Below are 19,944 nucleotides of genomic sequence, written 5' to 3' on the forward strand. Positions count from 1 at the left end.
CGGGGGTTACCGTGTTTCTCGCACAAGAAATTATTCGTAAAAAACGTGATGGTCATGCGCTGAGCGATGAAGAAATTCGTTTTTTTATCAATGGCATTCGCGACAATACCATCTCTGAAGGGCAAATCGCCGCCCTGGCGATGACCATTTTTTTCCACGATATGACAATGCCTGAGCGTGTTTCGCTGACCATGGCAATGCGTGATTCAGGAACCGTGCTGGACTGGAAAAGCTTGCAACTGAACGGCCCGATTGTGGATAAACACTCTACCGGCGGCGTAGGTGACGTAACGTCACTGATGTTAGGCCCGATGGTTGCTGCGTGCGGCGGCTATATTCCGATGATCTCCGGGCGTGGCCTGGGGCATACCGGCGGTACGCTCGATAAACTGGAAGCGATTCCAGGATTTGACATCTTCCCGGACGACGCCCGTTTCCGTGAAATTATTAAAGACGTGGGTGTGGCGATTATTGGGCAAACCAGCTCGCTCGCACCGGCGGATAAACGTTTTTATGCCACCCGCGATATTACTGCGACGGTGGATTCCATCCCGCTGATTACCGGTTCCATCCTGGCGAAAAAGCTGGCGGAAGGGCTGGATGCGCTGGTGATGGATGTGAAAGTGGGCAGCGGTGCCTTTATGCCGACCTACGAGCTCTCTGAAGCCCTTGCCGAAGCGATTGTCGGCGTGGCAAACGGTGCGGGTGTACGTACCACCGCGCTGTTAACTGATATGAACCAGGTGTTGGCCTCCAGCGCAGGTAACGCGGTAGAAGTTCGCGAGGCTGTGCAGTTCCTGACCAGTGAATACCGCAATCCACGTCTGTTAGACGTCACTATGGCGCTGTGCGTGGAAATGCTGATCTCCGGCAAGCTGGCGAAAGATGACGCCGAAGCCCGTGCGAAATTGCAGGCGGTGCTGGATAACGGTAAAGCGGCAGAGATTTTTGGTCGCATGGTTGCGGCGCAGAAAGGCCCGACCGATTTCGTCGAAAATTATGCGAAGTACCTGCCGACGGCAATGCTCAGCAAAGCGGTATATGCTGATACCGAAGGTTTTGTCAGCGCGATGGATACCCGTGCGCTGGGGATGGCGGTCGTTTCCATGGGCGGCGGTCGTCGTCAGGCCTCGGACACCATTGATTACAGCGTTGGCTTTAGCGACATGGCGCGTCTGGGCGACAGCGTAGACGGACAGCGTCCGCTGGCGGTGATCCACGCCAAAGACGAAGCCAGCTGGCAGGAAGCGGCGAAAGCGGTCAAAGCGGCAATTAGCCTTGACGATAAAGCGCCAGAAATTACACCGACAGTCTATCGTCGTATAACCGAATAACTGTATACTGATCTGATCGCTTTTTTGCGGCGCAGATGTATGGAGAACAAGATGAAACGTGCATTTATTATGGTGCTGGACTCCTTTGGTATTGGTGCGACTGAAGATGCGGATCGCTTTGGCGACGTAGGCTCAGACACTATGGGACACATTGCAGAAGCCTGTGCGAAAGGTGAAGCTGACAATGGTCGCAAAGGCCCACTGAATCTGCCTAACCTGACCCGTCTGGGCCTGGTGAAAGCTCACGAAGGTTCTACTGGTAAAATTGCTGCCGGCATGGACGGTAATGCGGAAGTGATTGGTGCTTACGCCTGGGCGCATGAACTCTCTTCCGGGAAAGACACACCGTCTGGCCACTGGGAAATCGCCGGTGTACCGGTTCTGTTTGACTGGGGTTACTTCTCCGATCATGAAAACAGCTTCCCGCAGGAACTGCTGGATAAACTGGTAAAACGTGCCAACCTGCCGGGCTACCTCGGTAACTGCCACTCTTCCGGTACCGTGATTCTGGATCAGTTGGGTGAAGAGCATATGAAAACCGGCAAGCCGATTTTCTATACCTCCGCTGACTCCGTGTTCCAGATTGCCTGTCACGAAGAGACTTTTGGCCTGGATAAACTCTACGAACTGTGCGAAATCGCTCGTGAGGAACTGACCGAAGGTGGTTACAACATCGGTCGTGTTATCGCGCGTCCGTTTATCGGTGATAAAGCCGGTAACTTCCAGCGTACCGGTAACCGTCACGATCTGGCCGTTGAGCCGCCAGCACCGACCGTGCTGCAGAAACTGGTCGACGAGAAAGACGGCCACGTGGTTTCCGTGGGTAAAATCGCGGATATCTATGCGAACTGCGGCATCACCAAAAAAGTGAAAGCCACCGGTCTGGACGCGCTGTTTGACGCCACCATCAAAGAGATGAAAGAAGCCGGTGATAAGACCATCGTCTTCACCAACTTCGTTGATTTCGACTCTTCCTGGGGTCACCGTCGCGATATCGCCGGTTATGCCGCAGGTCTGGAACTGTTCGACCGCCGTCTGCCTGAGCTGATGGAGCTGGTGGGGGAAGATGACATTCTGATCCTGACCGCTGACCACGGCTGCGACCCGAGCTGGACCGGGACTGACCACACCCGTGAACACATTCCGGTACTGGTTTACGGCCCGAAAGTGAAACCAGGTTCTTTAGGTCACCGTGAAACCTTCGCGGATATCGGCCAGACGCTGGCGAGCTACTTTGGTACGTCGCCGATGGACTACGGTAAAAACATGCTGTAATACCCGTTGTCTTTCGCGCTGTAGATGCGTTGACTTCATTCGCTCACCCCGGTCACATAGTTAATCTATGCTCCCGGGGATTCACGAATTCGTCGCCTTCCTACAACGCGAAATCCTTAGGGTATTTCACTGTTTTGCATACGTTTTGTAGGCCTGATAGGTGTAGCCGCCATCAGGCAATAACAACGAAATAAGGATAAAAAATGGCAACTCCACATATTAATGCAGAAATGGGTGATTTCGCTGACGTCGTATTGATGCCGGGCGACCCGCTGCGTGCGAAACATATTGCTGAAACTTTCCTCGAAGATGTTCGTGAAGTGAACAACGTTCGCGGCATGTTAGGCTTCACCGGTACCTACAAAGGCCGTAAGATTTCCGTAATGGGCCACGGTATGGGTATCCCGTCCTGCTCCATCTATACCAAAGAGCTGATCACCGATTTCGGCGTGAAGAAAATCATTCGCGTAGGCTCCTGTGGCGCCGTGCGTATGGACGTCAAACTGCGTGACGTGGTTATCGGTATGGGGGCCTGCACCGACTCCAAAGTTAACCGTATCCGCTTTAAAGATCATGATTTCGCTGCTATCGCTGACTTCGACATGGTGCGTAACGCCGTTGATGCAGCAAAAGCGCTGGGCGTAGACGCGCGCGTGGGTAACCTGTTCTCCGCTGATCTGTTCTACTCTCCGGACGGTGAAATGTTCGACGTGATGGAAAAATACGGCGTGCTGGGCGTGGAAATGGAAGCAGCGGGCATCTACGGCGTTGCGGCTGAATTTGGTGCGAAAGCGCTGACCATCTGCACTGTATCCGACCATATCCGTACTCACGAGCAGACCACTGCCGCTGAACGTCAGACGACCTTCAACGACATGATCAAAATCGCACTGGAATCCGTTCTGCTGGGCGATAAAGAGTAAGTTGTTTGTGCCCGGTGGCGCTATGCTTACCGGGCCTACAGCAGTATGTAGGCCGGATAAGGCGCAGCCGCCATCCGGCAATTTCAGGCCAGTGCTTAACGCACCGCTCCGGCAATCCATGCCGACAGCTCGCGTAACTCTTTTTCTTGCTCCGGGAAATCAACCAGAAGCGCCTCGCACTCTTGTTGCAGCATATCCGCACGATACAAGCATCCTTGCAGACGACCCGCCAGCGCTTCCAGCGGCGCGGGATTGAGGCTATCGGTGTAGACCTGGGTGCGGGTAATCACGCCTTTTTCAACGTCGAAATGCAGCTCAACGCCGCCCCAGGTGAAACGCTCATCCAACAGGTGCGAGAAGGCCGGCGCCTGACCAAAGTTCCACTCCCAACTGCTCTGGCGGGCAAAGGTTTCGGCGAAGTTCGGCAGATCCGGCGCTTTGTCTGGGGAGATTACCTCGGCTTCTACGCGTTCGCCGTAGTGGGCGAAAAAGGCTTCCGTGATGGCCTGACAGACCTGTTGATGAGTGATGCCCGGTAACAGCTCGGTCAAATTCGCCACGCGCGAGCGAACCGAAGTGATGCCTTTAGCGGCAAGTTTCTTTTTATCGGGATTGAGATAGTTTGCCAGGCGGCTGAGATCGGCATTCAGCAATAGCGTGCCGTGGTGGAATCCGCGGTCTTTCGTTTCACGATAAGCAGAACCAGAGACTTTACGATCGCCATCCGGCGTTTTCACCACCAGATCGTTACGCCCGGAGGCATCAGCTTCTACGCCCAGCGTATTCAGCGCATTGAGGACTATTGCCGTGGAGATGGTTTTGTCGTATTCCGGTTTACCGGCCATAAAGGTAAAGCAGGTATTACCTAAGTCATGGAACACCGCGCCGCCGCCGCTGCTGCGACGGGCGAGCCGCACGTTGTCTTCCTCCATCCGGCGGGTATTACACTCTTTCCACGGGTTTTGCGCCCGGCCAATCACCACCGTATCGGCGTTACGCCACAAGAACAGGACGCGCTGCGTGGCGGGCATCTGGCGAAAAATGCACTCTTCAACCGCCAGGTTAAACCACGGATCGTAAGAGTCTGAGATAAGCAGGCGTAGTGTGGTCATGGTCGATTTCCTTTCTTTGAATTACTCTTTTTTCTCGTTGTCTTCTTCCTGCACCGGTTTGTTGGCGGTCAGCAGGAAAGGGGATTGCTGCCAGCGGGTACGCTTGCCTTGCAATAATGTACGTGTGAGGACTACACCAATAGCCAGTGACAGAAGCAGCATCAGGCGTAAGATGTTGGTGGTGTTGTCTACCTGCTTCGCTTCGGTGGCAAGCGTGTGGGTGTCGAGTGTCAGGCGCAGATAACCCAGCGGGCCGTTTCTCCCCTGAATGGGCTCAACGATTTGCTGATTAAAATAGCCCCCGGCTTTTTTGCCATCGAGCGCCAGCCGGTCACGGACATCGACACTCTCACCAGTGCGGGTAATCAGATCGCCCTGTTCATCGTACACGCCCGCATCCAGAATACGGCTACTTTCCGTTAACTGCGTGAGTACGGCTTTGATGCGCTTTTCATCCGGTGTTTCGGTGCGCATCAGCGGCGCGATGTTTAAGGTGACCTGGCGGGTCAGTGTACGCGCCAGTTCTTCCAACTGCGGATTACGTTGCTGCTGGTGGCTTTGACTAAACCAGGATGCACCCTGCATCAGGGCGACAAGCAACGCGAGACAGAACAATACAATCACTGCACGATGAAGTCGGAATTTCAGTTTTGCGCGAGCCATATTCCACCTGCTGAAAATTTGAGGCTTAATGTTGCCAGAAGCGCTGGTTACAGGGTAGCCTCATGCGTTATTTTCCGCTGGATGATTCCGACCCGAACGATTTTACAGGAGCTTTAATGCCTAACATTACCTGGTGCGATCTACCTGAAGATGTCTCTCTGTGGCCAGGTCTGCCCCTTTCTTTAAGCGGTGATGAAGTCATGCCGCTGGATTACCACGCGGGCCGCAGTGGCTGGCTGCTGTATGGTCGTGGGCTGGATAAACAACGTTTAACGCAATACCAGAGCAAACTGGGTGCGGCGATGGTGATCGTAGCCGCCTGGTGCGTTGAGGATTATCAGGTGATTCGTCTGGCGGGCTCGTTAACGCCGAGAGCGACAAAACTGGCGCATGACGCCAAACTGGATGTTGCCCCATTAGGTAAAATTCCGCATCTGCGCACGCCGGGTTTACTGGTGATGGATATGGATTCAACGGCTATCCAGATCGAATGCATTGATGAAATTGCTAAACTGGCCGGAACCGGCGAAATGGTTGCTGAAGTCACCGAACGCGCGATGCGCGGCGAGCTGGATTTTACCGCCAGCCTGCGCAGCCGCGTGGCGACGCTGAAGGGTGCTGATGCCAATATTCTGCACCAGGTGCGCGAAACATTGCCGCTGATGCCAGGCCTGACGCAACTGGTGTTAAAACTGGAAACGCTTGGCTGGAAAGTGGCTATCGCTTCTGGCGGGTTTACTTTCTTTGCCGATTATCTGCGTAACAAGCTGCGCCTGACGGCAGCTGTAGCGAATGAGCTGGAGATCATGGACGGTAAATTCACTGGCAACGTGATCGGCGATATCGTCGATGCGCAGTACAAAGCCAGTACTCTGACCCGCCTGGCGCAAGAATATGAGATCCCGATGGCGCAGACGGTGGCGATCGGCGACGGTGCCAACGATCTGCCGATGATCAAAACGGCCGGGCTGGGCATTGCGTATCATGCGAAACCCAAAGTGAATGAAAAGACGGAGATTACTATCCGTCACGCTGACCTGATGGGCGTGTTCTGCATTCTCTCTGGCAGCATGAATCAGAAATAATGAGGTAAAACGTGGCAAAAGCTCCTAAACGCGCCTTTGTTTGTAATGAATGCGGGGCCGATTACCCGCGCTGGCAGGGGCAATGCAGCGCCTGTCAGGCCTGGAACACCATAACCGAGGTGCGCCTTGCCGCGTCGCCAACGGTGGCGCGCAACGAGCGACTCAGCGGCTACGCCGGAAATGCGGGCGTCGCAAAAGTGCAGAAGCTTTCTGACATCAGCCTTGAGGAACTGCCGCGTTTTTCTACCGGATTTAAAGAGTTTGACCGCGTGCTCGGCGGCGGTGTGGTGCCTGGCAGCGCTATTCTGATTGGCGGTAACCCCGGCGCGGGGAAATCAACGCTGCTGCTACAAACGCTGTGCAGGCTCGCTGAGCAGATGAAAACCCTGTACGTCACTGGCGAAGAGTCGCTGCAACAGGTGGCGATGCGCGCGCATCGACTTGGCCTGCCGACGGCGAACCTGAACATGCTGTCGGAAACCAGTATCGAACAAATTTGCCTGATTGCTGAAGAAGAACAGCCGAAACTGATGGTGATCGACTCCATTCAGGTGATGCATATGGCGGACATTCAGTCTTCGCCGGGCAGCGTGGCGCAGGTGCGTGAAACTGCGGCTTACCTGACGCGTTTTGCCAAAACGCGCGGCGTAGCGATTGTGATGGTCGGCCACGTCACCAAAGATGGCTCATTGGCCGGGCCGAAGGTGCTGGAGCACTGTATTGACTGCTCGGTGTTGCTCGACGGTGACGCTGATTCTCGTTTCCGCACTCTGCGTAGCCACAAAAACCGCTTTGGCGCGGTGAATGAGCTGGGCGTCTTTGCCATGACCGAGCAGGGGCTGCGCGAAGTCAGCAACCCGTCTGCAATCTTCTTAAGCCGTGGCGATGAAGTCACTTCCGGTAGTTCGGTGATGGTGGTTTGGGAAGGCACGCGCCCACTGTTGGTAGAGATTCAGGCGCTGGTCGATCACTCAATGATGGCGAATCCGCGTCGCGTGGCGGTCGGTCTGGAACAAAACCGTTTGGCGATTCTGCTGGCGGTGTTACATCGTCATGGCGGCTTACAGATGGCGGATCAGGACGTGTTCGTCAACGTGGTCGGCGGCGTAAAGGTTACCGAAACCAGCGCCGACCTGGCACTGCTGTTGGCAATGGTCTCCAGCCTGCGCGACAGACCGCTGCCACAGGATTTAGTGGTCTTTGGCGAAGTGGGGTTGGCAGGCGAAATCCGTCCGGTACCCAGCGGGCAGGAGCGTATTTCGGAAGCTGCGAAGCACGGCTTTCGCCGGGCGATTGTTCCTGCCGCTAACGTTCCGAAAAAAGTGCCGGAAGGGATGCAGGTCTTTGGCGTTAAGAAGCTTGCAGATGCGTTAAGCGTGTTTGACGACCTATAATCAAATACCCGCCGTCTTTCCGACGGCATTGGGTATTACGTTTATTTTTACAGCAGGAGGCTCTTGTGTCATTTGATTATCTGAAAACCGCCATTAAGCAAAAGGGCTGTACCCTGCAACAGGTGGCGGATGCCAGTGGCATGACCAAGGGATATCTGAGCCAGCTTCTGAATGCCAAAATTAAAAGCCCCAGCGCGCAAAAGCTGGAGGCGTTGCACCGTTTTCTCGGGCTGGAGTTTCCGCGCCAGCAGAAAAATATCGGTGTGGTATTCGGTAAGTTTTATCCGCTGCATACCGGCCATATCTATCTTATCCAGCGCGCCTGTAGTCAGGTTGATGAACTGCATATCATCATGGGCTATGACGACACGCGCGATCGTAGCCTGTTTGAAGACAGTGCTATGTCGCAACAGCCTACGGTGCCCGATCGTCTACGCTGGCTGCTGCAAACCTTTAAATATCAGAAAAATATCCGTATTCATGCCTTCAACGAAGAGGGCATGGAGCCGTATCCACATGGTTGGGACGTGTGGAGCAACGGAATAAAAACGTTCATGCAGGAGAAAGGGATCCAGCCAAACTGGATCTACACCTCTGAAGAATCAGATGCCCCGCAGTATCTCGAACATCTGGGGATCGAAACCGTGCTGGTGGATCCCAAGCGGACGTTTATGAGCATCAGCGGCGGGCAAATCCGTGAGAACCCGTTTCGCTACTGGGAGTATATTCCCACCGAAGTGAAGCCGTTTTTCGTGCGCACCGTGGCGATCCTCGGCGGGGAGTCGAGCGGTAAATCGACGCTGGTGAACAAGCTCGCCAACATCTTTAACACCACCAGTGCGTGGGAATATGGGCGTGATTACGTCTTCTCCCATTTGGGCGGCGATGAGATGGCGTTGCAGTACTCGGACTACGATAAAATTGCGCTGGGACAAGCGCAATACATTGATTTTGCTGTTAAGTATGCCAATAAAGTGGCGTTCATCGACACCGATTTCGTGACCACTCAGGCCTTCTGCAAAAAGTACGAAGGGCGTGAACACCCGTTTGTGCAGGCGCTGATTGACGAGTATCGTTTTGACCTGGTTATCCTGCTGGAAAACAACACCCCGTGGGTGGCAGATGGTTTGCGCAGCCTTGGCAGCTCGGTTGACAGAAAAGCGTTTCAGACGCTGCTGGTGGAGATGTTACAGGAAAACAACATCGATTTTGTGCACGTTCAGGAGCCGGACTACGATGGTCGCTTCCTGCGCTGCGTGGAGCTGGTGAAAGAGTTGATGGGCGAACAGAGATAGTTTACATGCCGGATGGCGCTGCGCTTATCCGGCCTACAAGTCGCACTAACCTCGTAGACCAGATAAGGCGTCACGCCGCCATCCGGCGCTTAACGGTAATTACTTAGCAATACGCTTGTACTTAATACGCTTCGGCTCCAGTGCATCCGCGCCCAGCGTGCGTTTCTTGTACTCTTCGTATTCGGTAAAGTTACCTTCGAAGAACTCAACCTTACCCTCATCCTGGTAATCCAGAATGTGGGTCGCGATACGGTCAAGGAACCAACGGTCGTGCGAGATAACCATCGCGCAGCCCGGGAACTCCAGCAGGGCGTTTTCCAGCGCGCGCAGGGTTTCGATATCCAGGTCGTTGGTTGGTTCATCGAGCAGCAGCATATTACCGCCAACCTGCAGCAGCTTCGCCAGGTGCAGACGGCCACGCTCACCACCGGACAGCTCGCCGACGCGTTTGCCCTGATCCACCCCTTTGAAGTTAAAGCGGCCTACGTAGGCGCGGCTTGGCATCTCGGTGTTGCCGATCTTCATGATATCCAGCCCGCCGGACACTTCTTCCCACACGGTTTTGCTGTTGTCCATGGCATCACGGAACTGGTCAACAGACGCCAGCTTCACGGTTTCACCCAGCTCAATGGTGCCGCTATCAGGCTGTTCCTGACCGGACATCATGCGGAACAGGGTCGATTTACCCGCGCCATTCGGACCGATAATGCCGACGATAGCGCCTTTCGGTACCGAGAAGCTCAGGTCGTCAATCAGTACGCGATCGCCGTAGGATTTACGCAGATTGGTGACTTCAACGACTTTATCGCCCAGACGAGGTCCTGGTGGAATAAACAGTTCGTTGGTTTCGTTACGTTTCTGGTATTCGGTATTGTTGAGTTCTTCAAAGCGCGCCAGACGGGCTTTGCCCTTAGACTGACGGCCTTTCGCGCCCTGGCGTACCCACTCCAGCTCTTTCTCAATGGATTTACGGCGAGCCGCTTCCTGAGAGGCCTCCTGGGCCAGACGCTGATCTTTCTGCTCCAGCCAGGAGGAGTAGTTGCCTTCCCACGGAATACCTTCACCGCGGTCAAGCTCCAGAATCCAACCCGCTACGTTGTCGAGGAAGTACCGGTCGTGGGTAATGGCCACCACGGTGCCTTCGAAGTCATGCAGGAAGCGTTCCAGCCACGCCACGGATTCGGCGTCCAGGTGGTTAGTCGGTTCGTCGAGCAGCAGCATGTCTGGTTTTTCCAGCAGCAGGCGGCACAGCGCGACGCGGCGGCGTTCACCACCGGAAAGCTTCTCAATTTTGGCATCCCAGTCCGGCAGACGCAGGGCATCAGCGGCACGCTCAAGCTGCACGTTCAGGTTATGACCGTCGTGCGCCTGAATGATCTCTTCAAACTTGCCCTGTTGCGCGGCCAGCTTATCGAAGTCAGCGTCCGGTTCGGCGTACTTGGCGTACACTTCATCCAGACCTTTCAGCGCGTTAACCACTTCGGCAACCGCTTCTTCAACGGATTCGCGAACGGTATGTTCCGGGTTTAGTTTCGGTTCCTGCGGCAGGTAACCGATTTTAATGCCAGGCTGTGGGCGAGCTTCGCCTTCGATATCGGTATCAATGCCGGCCATGATGCGCAGCAGGGTAGATTTACCCGCGCCGTTCAGACCGAGTACACCGATTTTGGCGCCAGGGAAGAAGCTCAGTGAGATGTTTTTAAGAATATGACGTTTCGGCGGAACGACTTTGCCGACACGATGCATGGTATAAACGAATTGGGCCACGTTGGACTCGCCTCTAATGTTTATCCCGTCATACTTCAAGCCGCAGATGCGTTGGCTGTGTCGTTCACCCCAGTCACGTACTTTTGTACGCTCAGGGGATTCACTCCCTCGCCGCCTTGCTGCAACTTGAATTATTTAGGGCTAATTATTGGTAAATAGTTATCAAAGGCGAAGTGTAGCCTTTTTCATTGCCCAATCCCAGCCAGCAGATCTCACTCGCAACAAAAGTAAAAAAGTGTCCGTGACGTGGCACATTCTGCAATGTCTGGTTAGCATGAATGAATTAAGCGGCATGATGCTGCACAGACGTAAACGACAAGAGGAAGAGCTTGTGGACAAAGCCAAACAATTTACCTGGCGCCTGCTGGCGGCCAGCGTATGTCTGCTGACGGTCAGTCAAGTGGCGCGAGCCGATTCCCTGGATGAGCAGCGCAATCGCTATGCGCAAATTAAGCAAGCCTGGGATAACCGACAAATGGACGTCGTAGAGCAGATGATGCCCGGGCTGAAGAACTATCCTCTGTATCCTTATCTGGAATATCGCCAGATCACTGACGATCTGATGAATCAGCCCACCATTACCGTCACCAATTTTGTGCGCGCCAACCCGACGCTGCCGCCAGCGCGTACTCTGCAATCGCGTTTCGTGAACGAACTGGCGCGCCGCGAAGACTGGCGTGGACTGCTGGCGTTCAGCCCGGATAAGCCTGGCACCACCGAAGCGCAATGTAACTACTACTATGCGAAATGGAGCACCGGACAAACTGAAGAGGCCTGGCAGGGTGCAAAAGAACTGTGGTTAACCGGCAAAAGCCAGCCGAACGCTTGTGACAAATTATTTGGCGTATGGCGCGCTTCCGGTACTCAGGATCCGCTGGCGTATCTGGAGCGTATTCGTCTGGCGATGAAAGCCGGGAATACCGGTCTGGTGACGGCGCTGGCCGGACAGATGCCCGCGCAATACCAAACCATTGCCTCTGCGATCATCGCGCTGGCCAACGATCCGAATTCGGTAATGACCTTTGCTCGCACCACTGGCGCAACGGATTTCACCCGGCAGATGGCGGCGGTCGCCTTTGCCAGCGTGGCGCGTCAGGATGTGGAAAACGCCCGCCTGATGATCCCTTCCCTGGTGCAGGCGCAACAGCTTAATGACGAGCAAACCCAGGAGCTGCGCGACATTGTCGCCTGGCGTCTGATGGGCAATGACGTTACCGACGAGCAGGCCAAATGGCGTGATGATGCGATTATGCGCTCCAACTCCACCTCGCTTGTGGAGCGCCGGGTGCGCATGTCGCTGGGAACCGGTGATCGTCGTGGCCTGAATACCTGGCTGGCGCGTTTGCCAATGGAAGCCAAAGAAAAAGATGAATGGCGCTACTGGCAGGCGGATCTGCTGCTGGAGCGCGGACGCAATGATGAAGCGAAAGAGATCCTGCACCAACTCATGCAGCAGCGCGGTTTCTATCCGATGGTGGCGGCACAGCGCCTGGGAGAAGAGTACGCGCTGAAAGTGGATAAAGCACCGGACAACGTTGACTCTGCGCTAACTCAGGGACCAGAAATGGCGCGTGTTCGTGAACTGATGTACTGGAACATGGACAATACCGCACGCAGTGAGTGGGCGAATCTGGTTACCAGCCGCACGAAGTCTGAACAGGCACAACTGGCGCGTTACGCGTTCAACAATCACTGGTGGGATCTAAGCGTTCAGGCGACGATCGCCGGAAAGCTGTGGGATCATCTGGAAGAGCGCTTCCCGTTGGCCTATAAAGATCTTTTTACCCGTTACACCAGCGGCAAAGATATTCCGCCAAGCTATGCGATGGCGATAGCGCGTCAGGAAAGCGCCTGGAACCCGAAAGTTAAATCGCCGGTAGGCGCCAGTGGGCTGATGCAGATTATGCCGGGTACGGCGACGCATACGGTGAAAATGTTCTCGATTCCAGGTTACAGCAGTCCGAGCCAGCTATTGGATCCTGATACCAACATCAACATCGGAACCAGCTATTTGCAGTACGTGTATCAGCAATTTGGCAATAACCGCATCTTTGCGTCAGCAGCCTATAACGCCGGCCCGGGACGCGTTCGCACCTGGCTTGGCAATAGCGCAGGTCGTATTGATGCCGTGGCGTTTGTCGAAAGTATTCCGTTCTCGGAAACGCGAGGATATGTGAAGAACGTGCTGGCATACGATGCGTACTATCGCTATTTTCTCGGCGATAAACCGGAGTTGATGAGCGACGCAGAATGGCAACGTCGTTACTGATCGTGTCGATTGTGTTATGCTATCGTACTCGTTAAAGAGTACAAAGGGGGAAGCAAGCACGCTTCCCCCCGCAACGATGGCGATAACTTATGACTCAGCAATCACCCTATTCAGCAGAGATGGCAGAACAACGTCACCAGGAGTGGTTACGTTTTGTCGATCTGCTTAAACACGCCTACGAACAAGATTTACACCTGCCACTGCTCAATTTGATGTTAACGCCGGATGAGCGTGAAGCGTTGGGCACGCGTGTGCGTATCATTGAAGAGCTGCTGCGCGGTGAGATGAGCCAGCGTGAGCTTAAAAACGAGCTCGGGGCGGGGATTGCTACTATTACGCGAGGGTCGAATAGCCTCAAATCCGCACCGGTGGATCTGCGTCAGTGGCTGGAACAGGTGTTGCTCGGGAAAAATTGATCCGCCGGATGCGGCTTTGCCTTATCCGGCCTACGATTGAACATCCGGCACAATGCTATAAATACACCGCGTTATGAAACGGGCTGAGAGCCAGAATCACCGCCTGGTGGTAAACGCTCGAGCGCGTCAGCTTACCCGCGGTAAAGACGCCGATTGCACCCTCTTTACGGCCAATTTCATCAATACCTGTATAGTCCGACATCACCGGGCCGAGTGCTTCACCTTTGCGGACTCTGTCGAGAATGACAGCAGGCAATGGCAACGTGGCTGAACGGGCTTCGCCGCGCTGGACGCCGTTATCAATTACCACCCAACTGAAGGTGGCGTCATCGTCAATTCCCGCTTCAATAGCGACCCAGAAATCAGCCTGCGGGTGCAGACGACGCGCGTTATCAACGCGATTTCGTGCGCCAGTGCGCGTTTCCTGGTTTCCGAAAGGTTGTTCCGGCACGCCACTCTCGACGGCGACGGGTTCAATATGGCAGGATCCTTCCCCGAAAATCTCTTCAAATGCCCGCAGAATTGCCTGAATTTTGGCAGGATTGGTGGTCGCAGAGATAACCTTGTGCATAATTAAGCTCAGTTTGAAAATTCATCGCATCGCAGTATAACGGAAAAAAAGCATGTTACAGGTATACCTTGTTCGCCATGGCGAAACGCAGTGGAACGCCGAGCGACGTATTCAAGGCCAGTCAGACAGCCCACTGACCGCTAAAGGTGAGCAGCAAGCCATGCAGGTGGGTGAACGCGCCCGCTCGTTTGGTATTACGCATGTCATCAGTAGCGATTTAGGTCGTACACGACGCACCGCAGAAATCATCGCCCAGGCCTGCGGCTGTGATATCACCTATGACTCACGTCTGCGTGAACTGAATATGGGCGTGCTGGAGCAACGTCATATTGATACGCTGACGCCGGAGGAAGAGGGCTGGCGTCGTCAGTTGGTGAACGGTACGGTGGATGGCCGTATTCCTGAAGGGGAATCGATGCAGGAACTGAGCGATCGCGTTAACGCGGCGCTGGCATCCTGTCTGGAACTGCCGCCGGGGAGTCGACCGCTGCTGGTCAGTCATGGTATCGCGCTGGGTTGCCTGGTGAGTACGATTCTGGGATTACCGGCATGGGCTGAACGTCGCCTGCGTCTGCGCAACTGCTCTATTTCTCGTGTCGATTACCAGGAAAGTTTATGGCTGGCACCGGGATGGGTAGTTGAAACGGCAGGGGACATCTCTCATCTGGACGCCCCTGCGTTGGATGAACTGCAGCGCTAGCGGCGAATCGGAATCAGGAATTCGCAGCGCAGGTTAATAGGGCGATCTCCCGCTTTGGCATCTTCTGCCGGGTAGTATCGCTCGATATCCTGCCCTTTACGGCGCGTCAGGTTCAGCATCGGCATGCAGGTGCCGTAAACCGTCAGGATAAACTCCTGCACGCCCGTCCCCAGACCCTCATAGGTAAACATCACATATTCGCCGCCCTGTAACAGGATGGGTTGCGCCGACTGCACGTATCCGTTGGCCTGCTCTGGTGTGAGCGCGGTGGTATAAAACACTTCCTGTTCGTCATCTTTCTCAATGCTGGGGCGCGTTTCATTGAGTCCATACAGAACCTGCGGGATCGCAGGAGCCTGAGCAAGGAAGTCGCGCCAGAACTGGATCCGCATTTCATGACGGAAATCTGAAATCTGTTCCAGCGAGCAGGAATAGCTTTGCGTAGTGCCAAGCAGTTGCGTATCTTCAAGCGTGACAAACTCATGCGCAGGCATAGCAAATTCACCCAGTCGCATCGGCGGGCGAATACCGAAAGCGCTCCATTCCGGCGAACGACGATACAGCGCAGGCGTCTGAGAAAACTGTTTCTTGAACGCGCGGGTAAAGGTTTGTTGAGAGTCAAAGCGATACTGCAGGGCGATGTCCAGAATCGGACGCGCAGTCAGGCGTAGTGCCACTGCGGACTTCGATAAACGGCGGGCGCGGATATAGGCGCCAATAGCATGGCCCGTCACGTCCTTGAACATTCTCTGCAGATGCCACTTGGAATAGCCTGCTTTTGCCGCCACATTGTCAAGCGACAAAGGCTGATCCAGATGGCCTTCCAGCCAGATTAAGAGGTCGCGAATAATGCCAGCCTGATCCATAAAATATCCTCATCCTTTCAACAACGAGTACCTGACGTCAGGTATGAGGATAATAGCATTTTTTGCTGTTTTAGCATTCAGTGTTTTTTTTGCTCATAAATGCTTTTTTCGGACATACGAAAGCGTGATTATTGTAATCCTGTGATCTATATACGTTTTATCTTAGAATGTCGAATAATTGCACAGAGTAACTTTTAAAAATGGTAACAATATGAAATATAAGAGCTTAGTCATTTCCTCAATTCTGCTGATGATGGCGCAGGTTGCCCATGCGGAGCAGATTGGATCTGTCGATACCGTGTTCAAAATGTTTGGACCGGATCATAAAATTGTGGTCGAGGCATTTGATGATCCTGATGTCACCAATGTGACCTGCTACGTTAGCCGCGCCAAAACTGGTGGAATTAAAGGTGGACTGGGTTTGGCTGAAGATACTTCCGACGCGGCTATCTCCTGTCAGCAGGTGGGGCCGGTGGAGCTGAGCGACAGAATTAAAAACGGCAAAGCCCAGGGCGAGGTGGTCTTTAAGAAACGTACATCGCTGGTGTTTAAATCCTTACAGGTCGTGCGTTTTTATGATGCAAAACGTAATGCGCTGGCCTATCTGGCCTATTCAGATAAGGTGGTTGATGGATCGCCCAAAAATGCTATCAGCGCGGTACCTATCATGCCGTGGCAGCGATAACAGGCAGGCAAAATGCAACAGGCGCTGATCTGGTTGGTTGAGGACGAGCAGGGGATTGCGGATACGCTTATCTACATGCTGCAGCAGGAAGGTTTTAGCGTTGAAGCTTTTGAGCGTGGATTGCCCGTGCTGGAAAAATCACGCCAGAGATGTCCGGATGCGATCATTCTGGATGTCGGACTCCCGGATATCAGCGGTTTTGAACTGTGCCGACGATTGCTGGAACGCCATCCGGCATTACCGATCCTCTTTCTGACTGCGCGTAGCGATGAAGTCGATCGCCTGCTGGGGCTGGAAATTGGTGCGGATGATTATGTGGCGAAACCCTTCTCTCCGCGTGAAGTGTGCGCCCGCGTGCGTACATTGCTGCGGCGGGTGAGAAAATTCTCCACGCCTTCACCGGCGACGCGCTGTGGGGATTTTGAGCTCAATGAGCTTGCCGCACAGATTACCTGGTTTGGGATGCCGTTAAATCTGACGCGCTATGAATTCTTGTTGCTGAAGACATTACTGTTGTCGCCGGGACGCGTCTACTCACGCCAACAGTTAATGGATTTAGTCTGGGCCGATGCCCAGGATACCTTTGACCGAACGGTTGATACCCACATCAAAACGTTGCGCGCCAAGCTGCGGGCCATCAACCCCGAGCTTTCCCCCATCAATACGCATCGCGGTATGGGATACAGCCTGAGGAGCGTCTGATGCGCATTGGCATGCGTTTGCTGCTCGGCTATTTTCTGATTGTTGCCGTCGCCGCCTGGTTCGTTCTGTCTATCTTTGTACAGGAGATTAAGCCCGGCGTTCGTCGTGCGACGGAAGGGACGCTGATTGATACCGCTACGCTGCTGGCCGCGCTGGCGCGTGATGATTTGCTGTCTGGCTCTCCTTCCCATGGCAGGCTGGCACAGGCCTTTTCGCAACTGCACGATCGTCCTTTTCGCGCCAATATCAGTGGCATTAACAAAGTGCGCAATGAGTATCACGTCTACATGACGGACGTGCAGGGCAAGGTGGTATTTGATTCCGCCAACCAGGCCGTCGGCGAAGATTATTCTCGCTGGAACGACGTATGGTTAACGCTGCGTGGGCAGTATGGCGCACGAAGTACGCCACAGAACACGGCCGATCCGGAAAGTTCGGTGATGTATGTTGCCGCACCGATTGTTGACGGCGGACGTATTATCGGGGTGCTGAGCGTTGGTAAACCGAATGCGGCAATGACGCCAGTGATTAAACGCAGTGAGCGGCGGATGCTGTGGGCCAGCGCCGTGTTACTGGGGATCGCCTTAGTGATTGGCTTTGGGATGGTATGGTGGATAAACCGGTCTATCGCGCGGCTGGCACGCTATGCTGATTCTGTCACTGAGGATCGCCCCGTTGCGCTTCCTGATCTTGGTAGCAGTGAGCTACGCAAGTTGGCGCAGGCGCTGGAAAGTATGCGTCTGAAGCTGGAGGGCAAGAATTATATTGAGCAGTACGTCTATGCGTTGACGCATGAGTTAAAAAGCCCGTTGGCGGCGATCCGCGGTGCGGCTGAGATTTTGCGCGAAGGGCCGCCGCCGAACGTGGTTGCGCGTTTCACCGATAATATTCTGACGCAGAATGCGCGCATGCAGGCGCTGGTCGAAACTTTGCTACGCCAGGCACGACTGGAGAATCGACAGGACATTACGTTGACGCCGGTGGCGGTAGGTGCGCTTTTTACCCAGCTTAAAGAGGCGCGTAGTGTGCAGCTGGCGGCAAAAAATATCACGCTTACCGTTGTACCTTCATCGCTGACGGTTGCCGCCGATGCCGCACTGTTGGAGCAAGCGTTGGGTAATCTGCTGGATAACGCCATCGATTTTACGCTGGAGAACGGGACAATTGTATTGAGCGCGCATTCGCAGGAGGACCGCGTCACAATACAGGTCAGTGATAACGGTAGTGGCATACCTGACTTTGCGTTGCCGCGTATTTTTGAACGCTTCTACTCGCTGCCCCGTGAGAATGGGCATAAGAGTAGTGGGCTGGGGCTGGCGTTTGTCAGTGAGGTTGCGCGATTGCATCGAGGTGACGTGACGTTATGCAACCGACCAGAAGGCGGGGCGCAGGCCTCGTTTACACTTCACCGTCACTTCACATAACTTCAAATTCCCCGCACATAGCTGTTCTACCTTGCTGATATCGCAAAGGAGAACGCTATGTTTAAATCCCCCCTGTTTTGGAAAATAGTCACCTTAGGTGGCGCTATGCTGCTGCTGTTAATTCCACTGACGATGATCAGGCAGATTATTGTTGAGCGGTCGGACTACCGTAGTGAGGTAGAAGATGCTATTCGACAGAGCACCAGTGGGCCGCAAAAGGTGGTAGGCCCGCTGATTGCCGTCCCGGTGACGGAACTGTATACCGAGCTGGAAGGTGACAAACAGATCCAGCGAAAGCGCAGCTACATCCACTTCTGGTTGCCGGAATCGCTGGTTGTTGAGGGTAACCAGAACGTTGAAGCGCGGAAGATAGGTATTTATGAAGGACAGGTCTGGCACAACGATTTATCGGTGAAGGCTGAGTTTAACGCCGAACGGCTGAGCGATTTAAACCATCCCAATGTCAGCGTCGGTAAACCGTTTATTGTGGTTGGCGTGGGCGACGCGCGCGGGATTGGCGTCGTGAAGGCTTCGCAGATTAATGGAACATCGCTGGCGGTCGAACCCGGTACTGGGCTGGATGGCCGTGCTCAGGGGATCCACATTCCGCTACCGGATGCCGGCTGGGCGGAAAAAAATCTCAGTGTCGTGTTGTCGCTTAATCTGAGTGGAACCGGTGATTTTTCTGTCGTCCCGGTTGGTCGTAATAGCGAAATGACTGTGACCAGCAACTGGCCACACCCTAACTTTCTCGGCGATTTTCTTCCGGCTAAGCGTGAAATCAGTGAGTCAGGGTTTAAGGCGCAATGGCAAAGTAGCTGGTTCGCGAATAATCTGGGAGAACGCTTCGGCGATGAGAAGATTGGCTGGCAGGGCATGCCTGCGTTTAGCGTTGCTGTGGCTACGCCTGCGGATCAGTATCAACTGACAGATCGGGCGACAAAGTATGCCATTTTATTGATTACACTGACTTTCATGTCTTTCTTTGTGCTCGAGAGTATGACCAGTCTGCGTCTGCACCCGATGCAATATCTGTTGGTGGGATTATCACTGGTGATGTTCTATTTGCTGTTGTTGGCGCTGTCGGAGCATGTGGGTTTTACTGCGGCGTGGATTACGGCAAGCCTGGTAGGCGCGCTGATGAACGGCGTGTATTTACAGGCGATACTACAGGGATGGCGTAACAGTCTGTTTTTTACCGCAGCATTGCTGGGACTGGATGGCGTGATGTGGGTACTGTTGCGTTCGCAGGACAGCGCGTTACTGCTGGGAACGGGCGTGCTGTTACTGGCGCTTTGTGGGGTGATGTTCCTGACGCGTCATCTTGACTGGCACCGGCTTGCACAGCCAAAGCCCAAAAAGGAGAACGCAACTGAGGACGATGAATTACGGTTGTGGAAATAGGGGCGTAGTAGAATGAAAAACGGCGCATAAAGCGCCGTTTTTATACCAGTCAGGATGAC

18 protein-coding genes are annotated in these 19,944 nt (G+C 54.2%); 13 read left to right on the forward strand and 5 right to left on the reverse strand.

What is annotated here, in order from left to right:
• Nucleotides 1-11 precede the first annotated feature (11 nt).
• The 3 genes from deoA to deoD all read left to right on the forward strand — a co-directional run bounded on the left by deoA (nt 12) and on the right by deoD (nt 3,532).
• Nucleotides 12-1,334, forward strand: coding sequence for a thymidine phosphorylase (gene deoA, locus JTI85_RS04395; protein WP_199986256.1), 1,323 nt, complete (start codon nt 12-14; stop codon nt 1,332-1,334).
• A 51-nt stretch (nt 1,335-1,385) separates the two neighbouring features.
• A complete protein-coding gene (deoB, locus tag JTI85_RS04400) occupies nt 1,386-2,609 on the forward strand; it encodes a phosphopentomutase (protein WP_003019037.1) in 1,224 nt (407 codons plus the stop codon).
• Nucleotides 2,610-2,812: 203 nt separating this feature from the next.
• A complete protein-coding gene (deoD, locus tag JTI85_RS04405) occupies nt 2,813-3,532 on the forward strand; it encodes a purine-nucleoside phosphorylase (RefSeq protein WP_000224864.1) in 720 nt (239 codons plus the stop codon).
• 95 nt (nt 3,533-3,627) lie between these two features.
• Here the strand turns inward: deoD and lplA are convergent, their stop codons facing one another.
• The gene (gene lplA, locus JTI85_RS04410; protein WP_048212769.1) at nt 3,628-4,644 is read right to left on the reverse strand and encodes a lipoate--protein ligase LplA; all 1,017 of its coding nucleotides are present in this window, start codon (nt 4,642-4,644) and stop codon (nt 3,628-3,630) included.
• 21 nt (nt 4,645-4,665) lie between these two features.
• Entirely contained in the window at nt 4,666-5,307 is a 642-nt protein-coding gene (locus JTI85_RS04415; protein WP_219352174.1) for a YtjB family periplasmic protein, read from the reverse strand.
• Between the two features lie 116 nt (nt 5,308-5,423).
• Here JTI85_RS04415 and serB point away from each other — a divergent pair, with 116 nt between their 5' ends.
• The 3 genes from serB (at nt 5,424) to nadR (ending at nt 9,081) form a co-directional block, all read left to right on the forward strand.
• Nucleotides 5,424-6,392 (forward strand): phosphoserine phosphatase, encoded by a 969-nt coding sequence (gene serB, locus JTI85_RS04420; protein WP_101741335.1) that lies wholly within the window; start codon nt 5,424-5,426, stop codon nt 6,390-6,392.
• An 11-nt stretch (nt 6,393-6,403) separates the two neighbouring features.
• Entirely contained in the window at nt 6,404-7,786 is a 1,383-nt protein-coding gene (radA, locus tag JTI85_RS04425) for a DNA repair protein RadA (protein ID WP_001728171.1), read from the forward strand.
• Nucleotides 7,787-7,851: 65 nt separating this feature from the next.
• Nucleotides 7,852-9,081, forward strand: a complete 1,230-nt coding sequence (nadR, locus tag JTI85_RS04430) for a multifunctional transcriptional regulator/nicotinamide-nucleotide adenylyltransferase/ribosylnicotinamide kinase NadR (RefSeq protein WP_048212766.1) — start codon at nt 7,852-7,854, stop codon at nt 9,079-9,081.
• A gap of 99 nt (nt 9,082-9,180) precedes the next feature.
• On the opposite strand, the gene ettA is transcribed toward nadR, so the two are convergent.
• Nucleotides 9,181-10,848 carry an energy-dependent translational throttle protein EttA gene (gene ettA / locus JTI85_RS04435; protein WP_061067197.1) on the reverse strand — a complete coding sequence of 556 codons (1,668 nt, stop codon included), beginning with the start codon at nt 10,846-10,848 and terminating at the stop codon, nt 9,181-9,183.
• Nucleotides 10,849-11,179: 331 nt separating this feature from the next.
• Between ettA and sltY the strand changes: the two genes are divergently transcribed.
• Complete coding sequence (gene sltY / locus JTI85_RS04440; RefSeq protein WP_199982429.1) at nt 11,180-13,117, forward strand: murein transglycosylase; 1,938 nt, start codon at nt 11,180-11,182, stop codon at nt 13,115-13,117.
• Between the two features lie 89 nt (nt 13,118-13,206).
• Nucleotides 13,207-13,533 (forward strand): trp operon repressor, encoded by a 327-nt coding sequence (gene trpR, locus JTI85_RS04445; protein WP_003837292.1) that lies wholly within the window; start codon nt 13,207-13,209, stop codon nt 13,531-13,533.
• 55 nt (nt 13,534-13,588) lie between these two features.
• Here trpR and yjjX read toward each other — a convergent pair whose 3' ends face one another.
• Nucleotides 13,589-14,104, reverse strand: a complete 516-nt coding sequence (yjjX, locus tag JTI85_RS04450) for an inosine/xanthosine triphosphatase (RefSeq protein WP_199982383.1) — start codon at nt 14,102-14,104, stop codon at nt 13,589-13,591.
• A gap of 52 nt (nt 14,105-14,156) precedes the next feature.
• Here yjjX and gpmB point away from each other — a divergent pair, with 52 nt between their 5' ends.
• Nucleotides 14,157-14,804, forward strand: a complete 648-nt coding sequence (gpmB, locus tag JTI85_RS04455; protein WP_005123948.1) for a 2,3-diphosphoglycerate-dependent phosphoglycerate mutase GpmB — start codon at nt 14,157-14,159, stop codon at nt 14,802-14,804.
• Here gpmB and robA read toward each other — a convergent pair.
• Nucleotides 14,801-15,670 (reverse strand): MDR efflux pump AcrAB transcriptional activator RobA, encoded by an 870-nt coding sequence (gene robA, locus JTI85_RS04460; protein WP_115601016.1) that lies wholly within the window; start codon nt 15,668-15,670, stop codon nt 14,801-14,803. The two genes, gpmB and robA, sit on opposite strands and share 4 nt — an antisense overlap.
• A gap of 211 nt (nt 15,671-15,881) precedes the next feature.
• Here robA and creA point away from each other — a divergent pair, with 211 nt between their 5' ends.
• The 4 genes from creA to creD are packed head-to-tail and all read left to right on the forward strand — an operon-like array spanning nt 15,882 to nt 19,885.
• Entirely contained in the window at nt 15,882-16,355 is a 474-nt protein-coding gene (gene creA, locus JTI85_RS04465; RefSeq protein WP_048212762.1) for a protein CreA, read from the forward strand.
• Between the two features lie 12 nt (nt 16,356-16,367).
• Complete coding sequence (gene creB, locus JTI85_RS04470; protein WP_048212761.1) at nt 16,368-17,057, forward strand: two-component system response regulator CreB; 690 nt, start codon at nt 16,368-16,370, stop codon at nt 17,055-17,057.
• Nucleotides 17,057-18,481: a two-component system sensor histidine kinase CreC gene (gene creC / locus JTI85_RS04475; RefSeq protein ID WP_199982384.1), complete on the forward strand. Its 1,425-nt coding sequence runs from the start codon at nt 17,057-17,059 to the stop codon at nt 18,479-18,481. Before creB ends, creC begins: the two co-directional genes overlap by 1 nt.
• A gap of 57 nt (nt 18,482-18,538) precedes the next feature.
• Nucleotides 18,539-19,885: a cell envelope integrity protein CreD gene (creD, locus tag JTI85_RS04480; RefSeq protein WP_061067200.1), complete on the forward strand. Its 1,347-nt coding sequence runs from the start codon at nt 18,539-18,541 to the stop codon at nt 19,883-19,885.
• The last annotated feature ends 59 nt before the right edge of the window (nt 19,886-19,944 follow it).

Origin of the sequence: Citrobacter sp. Colony219 (assembly GCF_019382635.1) — a bacterium.
GTDB classification, from domain to species: domain Bacteria; phylum Pseudomonadota; class Gammaproteobacteria; order Enterobacterales; family Enterobacteriaceae; genus Citrobacter; species Citrobacter youngae.

Excerpts from the sequence above, each read along its gene's own strand:
- deoB (WP_003019037.1), top strand. The coding sequence starts at position 1,386 with ATGAAACGTGCATTTATTATGGTGCTGGACTCCTTTGGTATTGGTGCG.
- JTI85_RS04415 (WP_219352174.1), bottom strand. The coding sequence starts at position 5,307 with ATGGCTCGCGCAAAACTGAAATTCCGACTTCATCGTGCAGTGATTGTA.
- creA (WP_048212762.1), top strand. The coding sequence starts at position 15,882 with ATGAAATATAAGAGCTTAGTCATTTCCTCAATTCTGCTGATGATGGCG.
- creC (WP_199982384.1), top strand. The coding sequence starts at position 17,057 with ATGCGCATTGGCATGCGTTTGCTGCTCGGCTATTTTCTGATTGTTGCC.
- lplA (WP_048212769.1), bottom strand. The coding sequence starts at position 4,644 with ATGACCACACTACGCCTGCTTATCTCAGACTCTTACGATCCGTGGTTT.
- trpR (WP_003837292.1), top strand. The coding sequence starts at position 13,207 with ATGACTCAGCAATCACCCTATTCAGCAGAGATGGCAGAACAACGTCAC.
- serB (WP_101741335.1), top strand. The coding sequence starts at position 5,424 with ATGCCTAACATTACCTGGTGCGATCTACCTGAAGATGTCTCTCTGTGG.
- yjjX (WP_199982383.1), bottom strand. The coding sequence starts at position 14,104 with ATGCACAAGGTTATCTCTGCGACCACCAATCCTGCCAAAATTCAGGCA.
- deoD (WP_000224864.1), top strand. The coding sequence starts at position 2,813 with ATGGCAACTCCACATATTAATGCAGAAATGGGTGATTTCGCTGACGTC.
- creB (WP_048212761.1), top strand. The coding sequence starts at position 16,368 with ATGCAACAGGCGCTGATCTGGTTGGTTGAGGACGAGCAGGGGATTGCG.
- creD (WP_061067200.1), top strand. The coding sequence starts at position 18,539 with ATGTTTAAATCCCCCCTGTTTTGGAAAATAGTCACCTTAGGTGGCGCT.
- gpmB (WP_005123948.1), top strand. The coding sequence starts at position 14,157 with ATGTTACAGGTATACCTTGTTCGCCATGGCGAAACGCAGTGGAACGCC.
- robA (WP_115601016.1), bottom strand. The coding sequence starts at position 15,670 with ATGGATCAGGCTGGCATTATTCGCGACCTCTTAATCTGGCTGGAAGGC.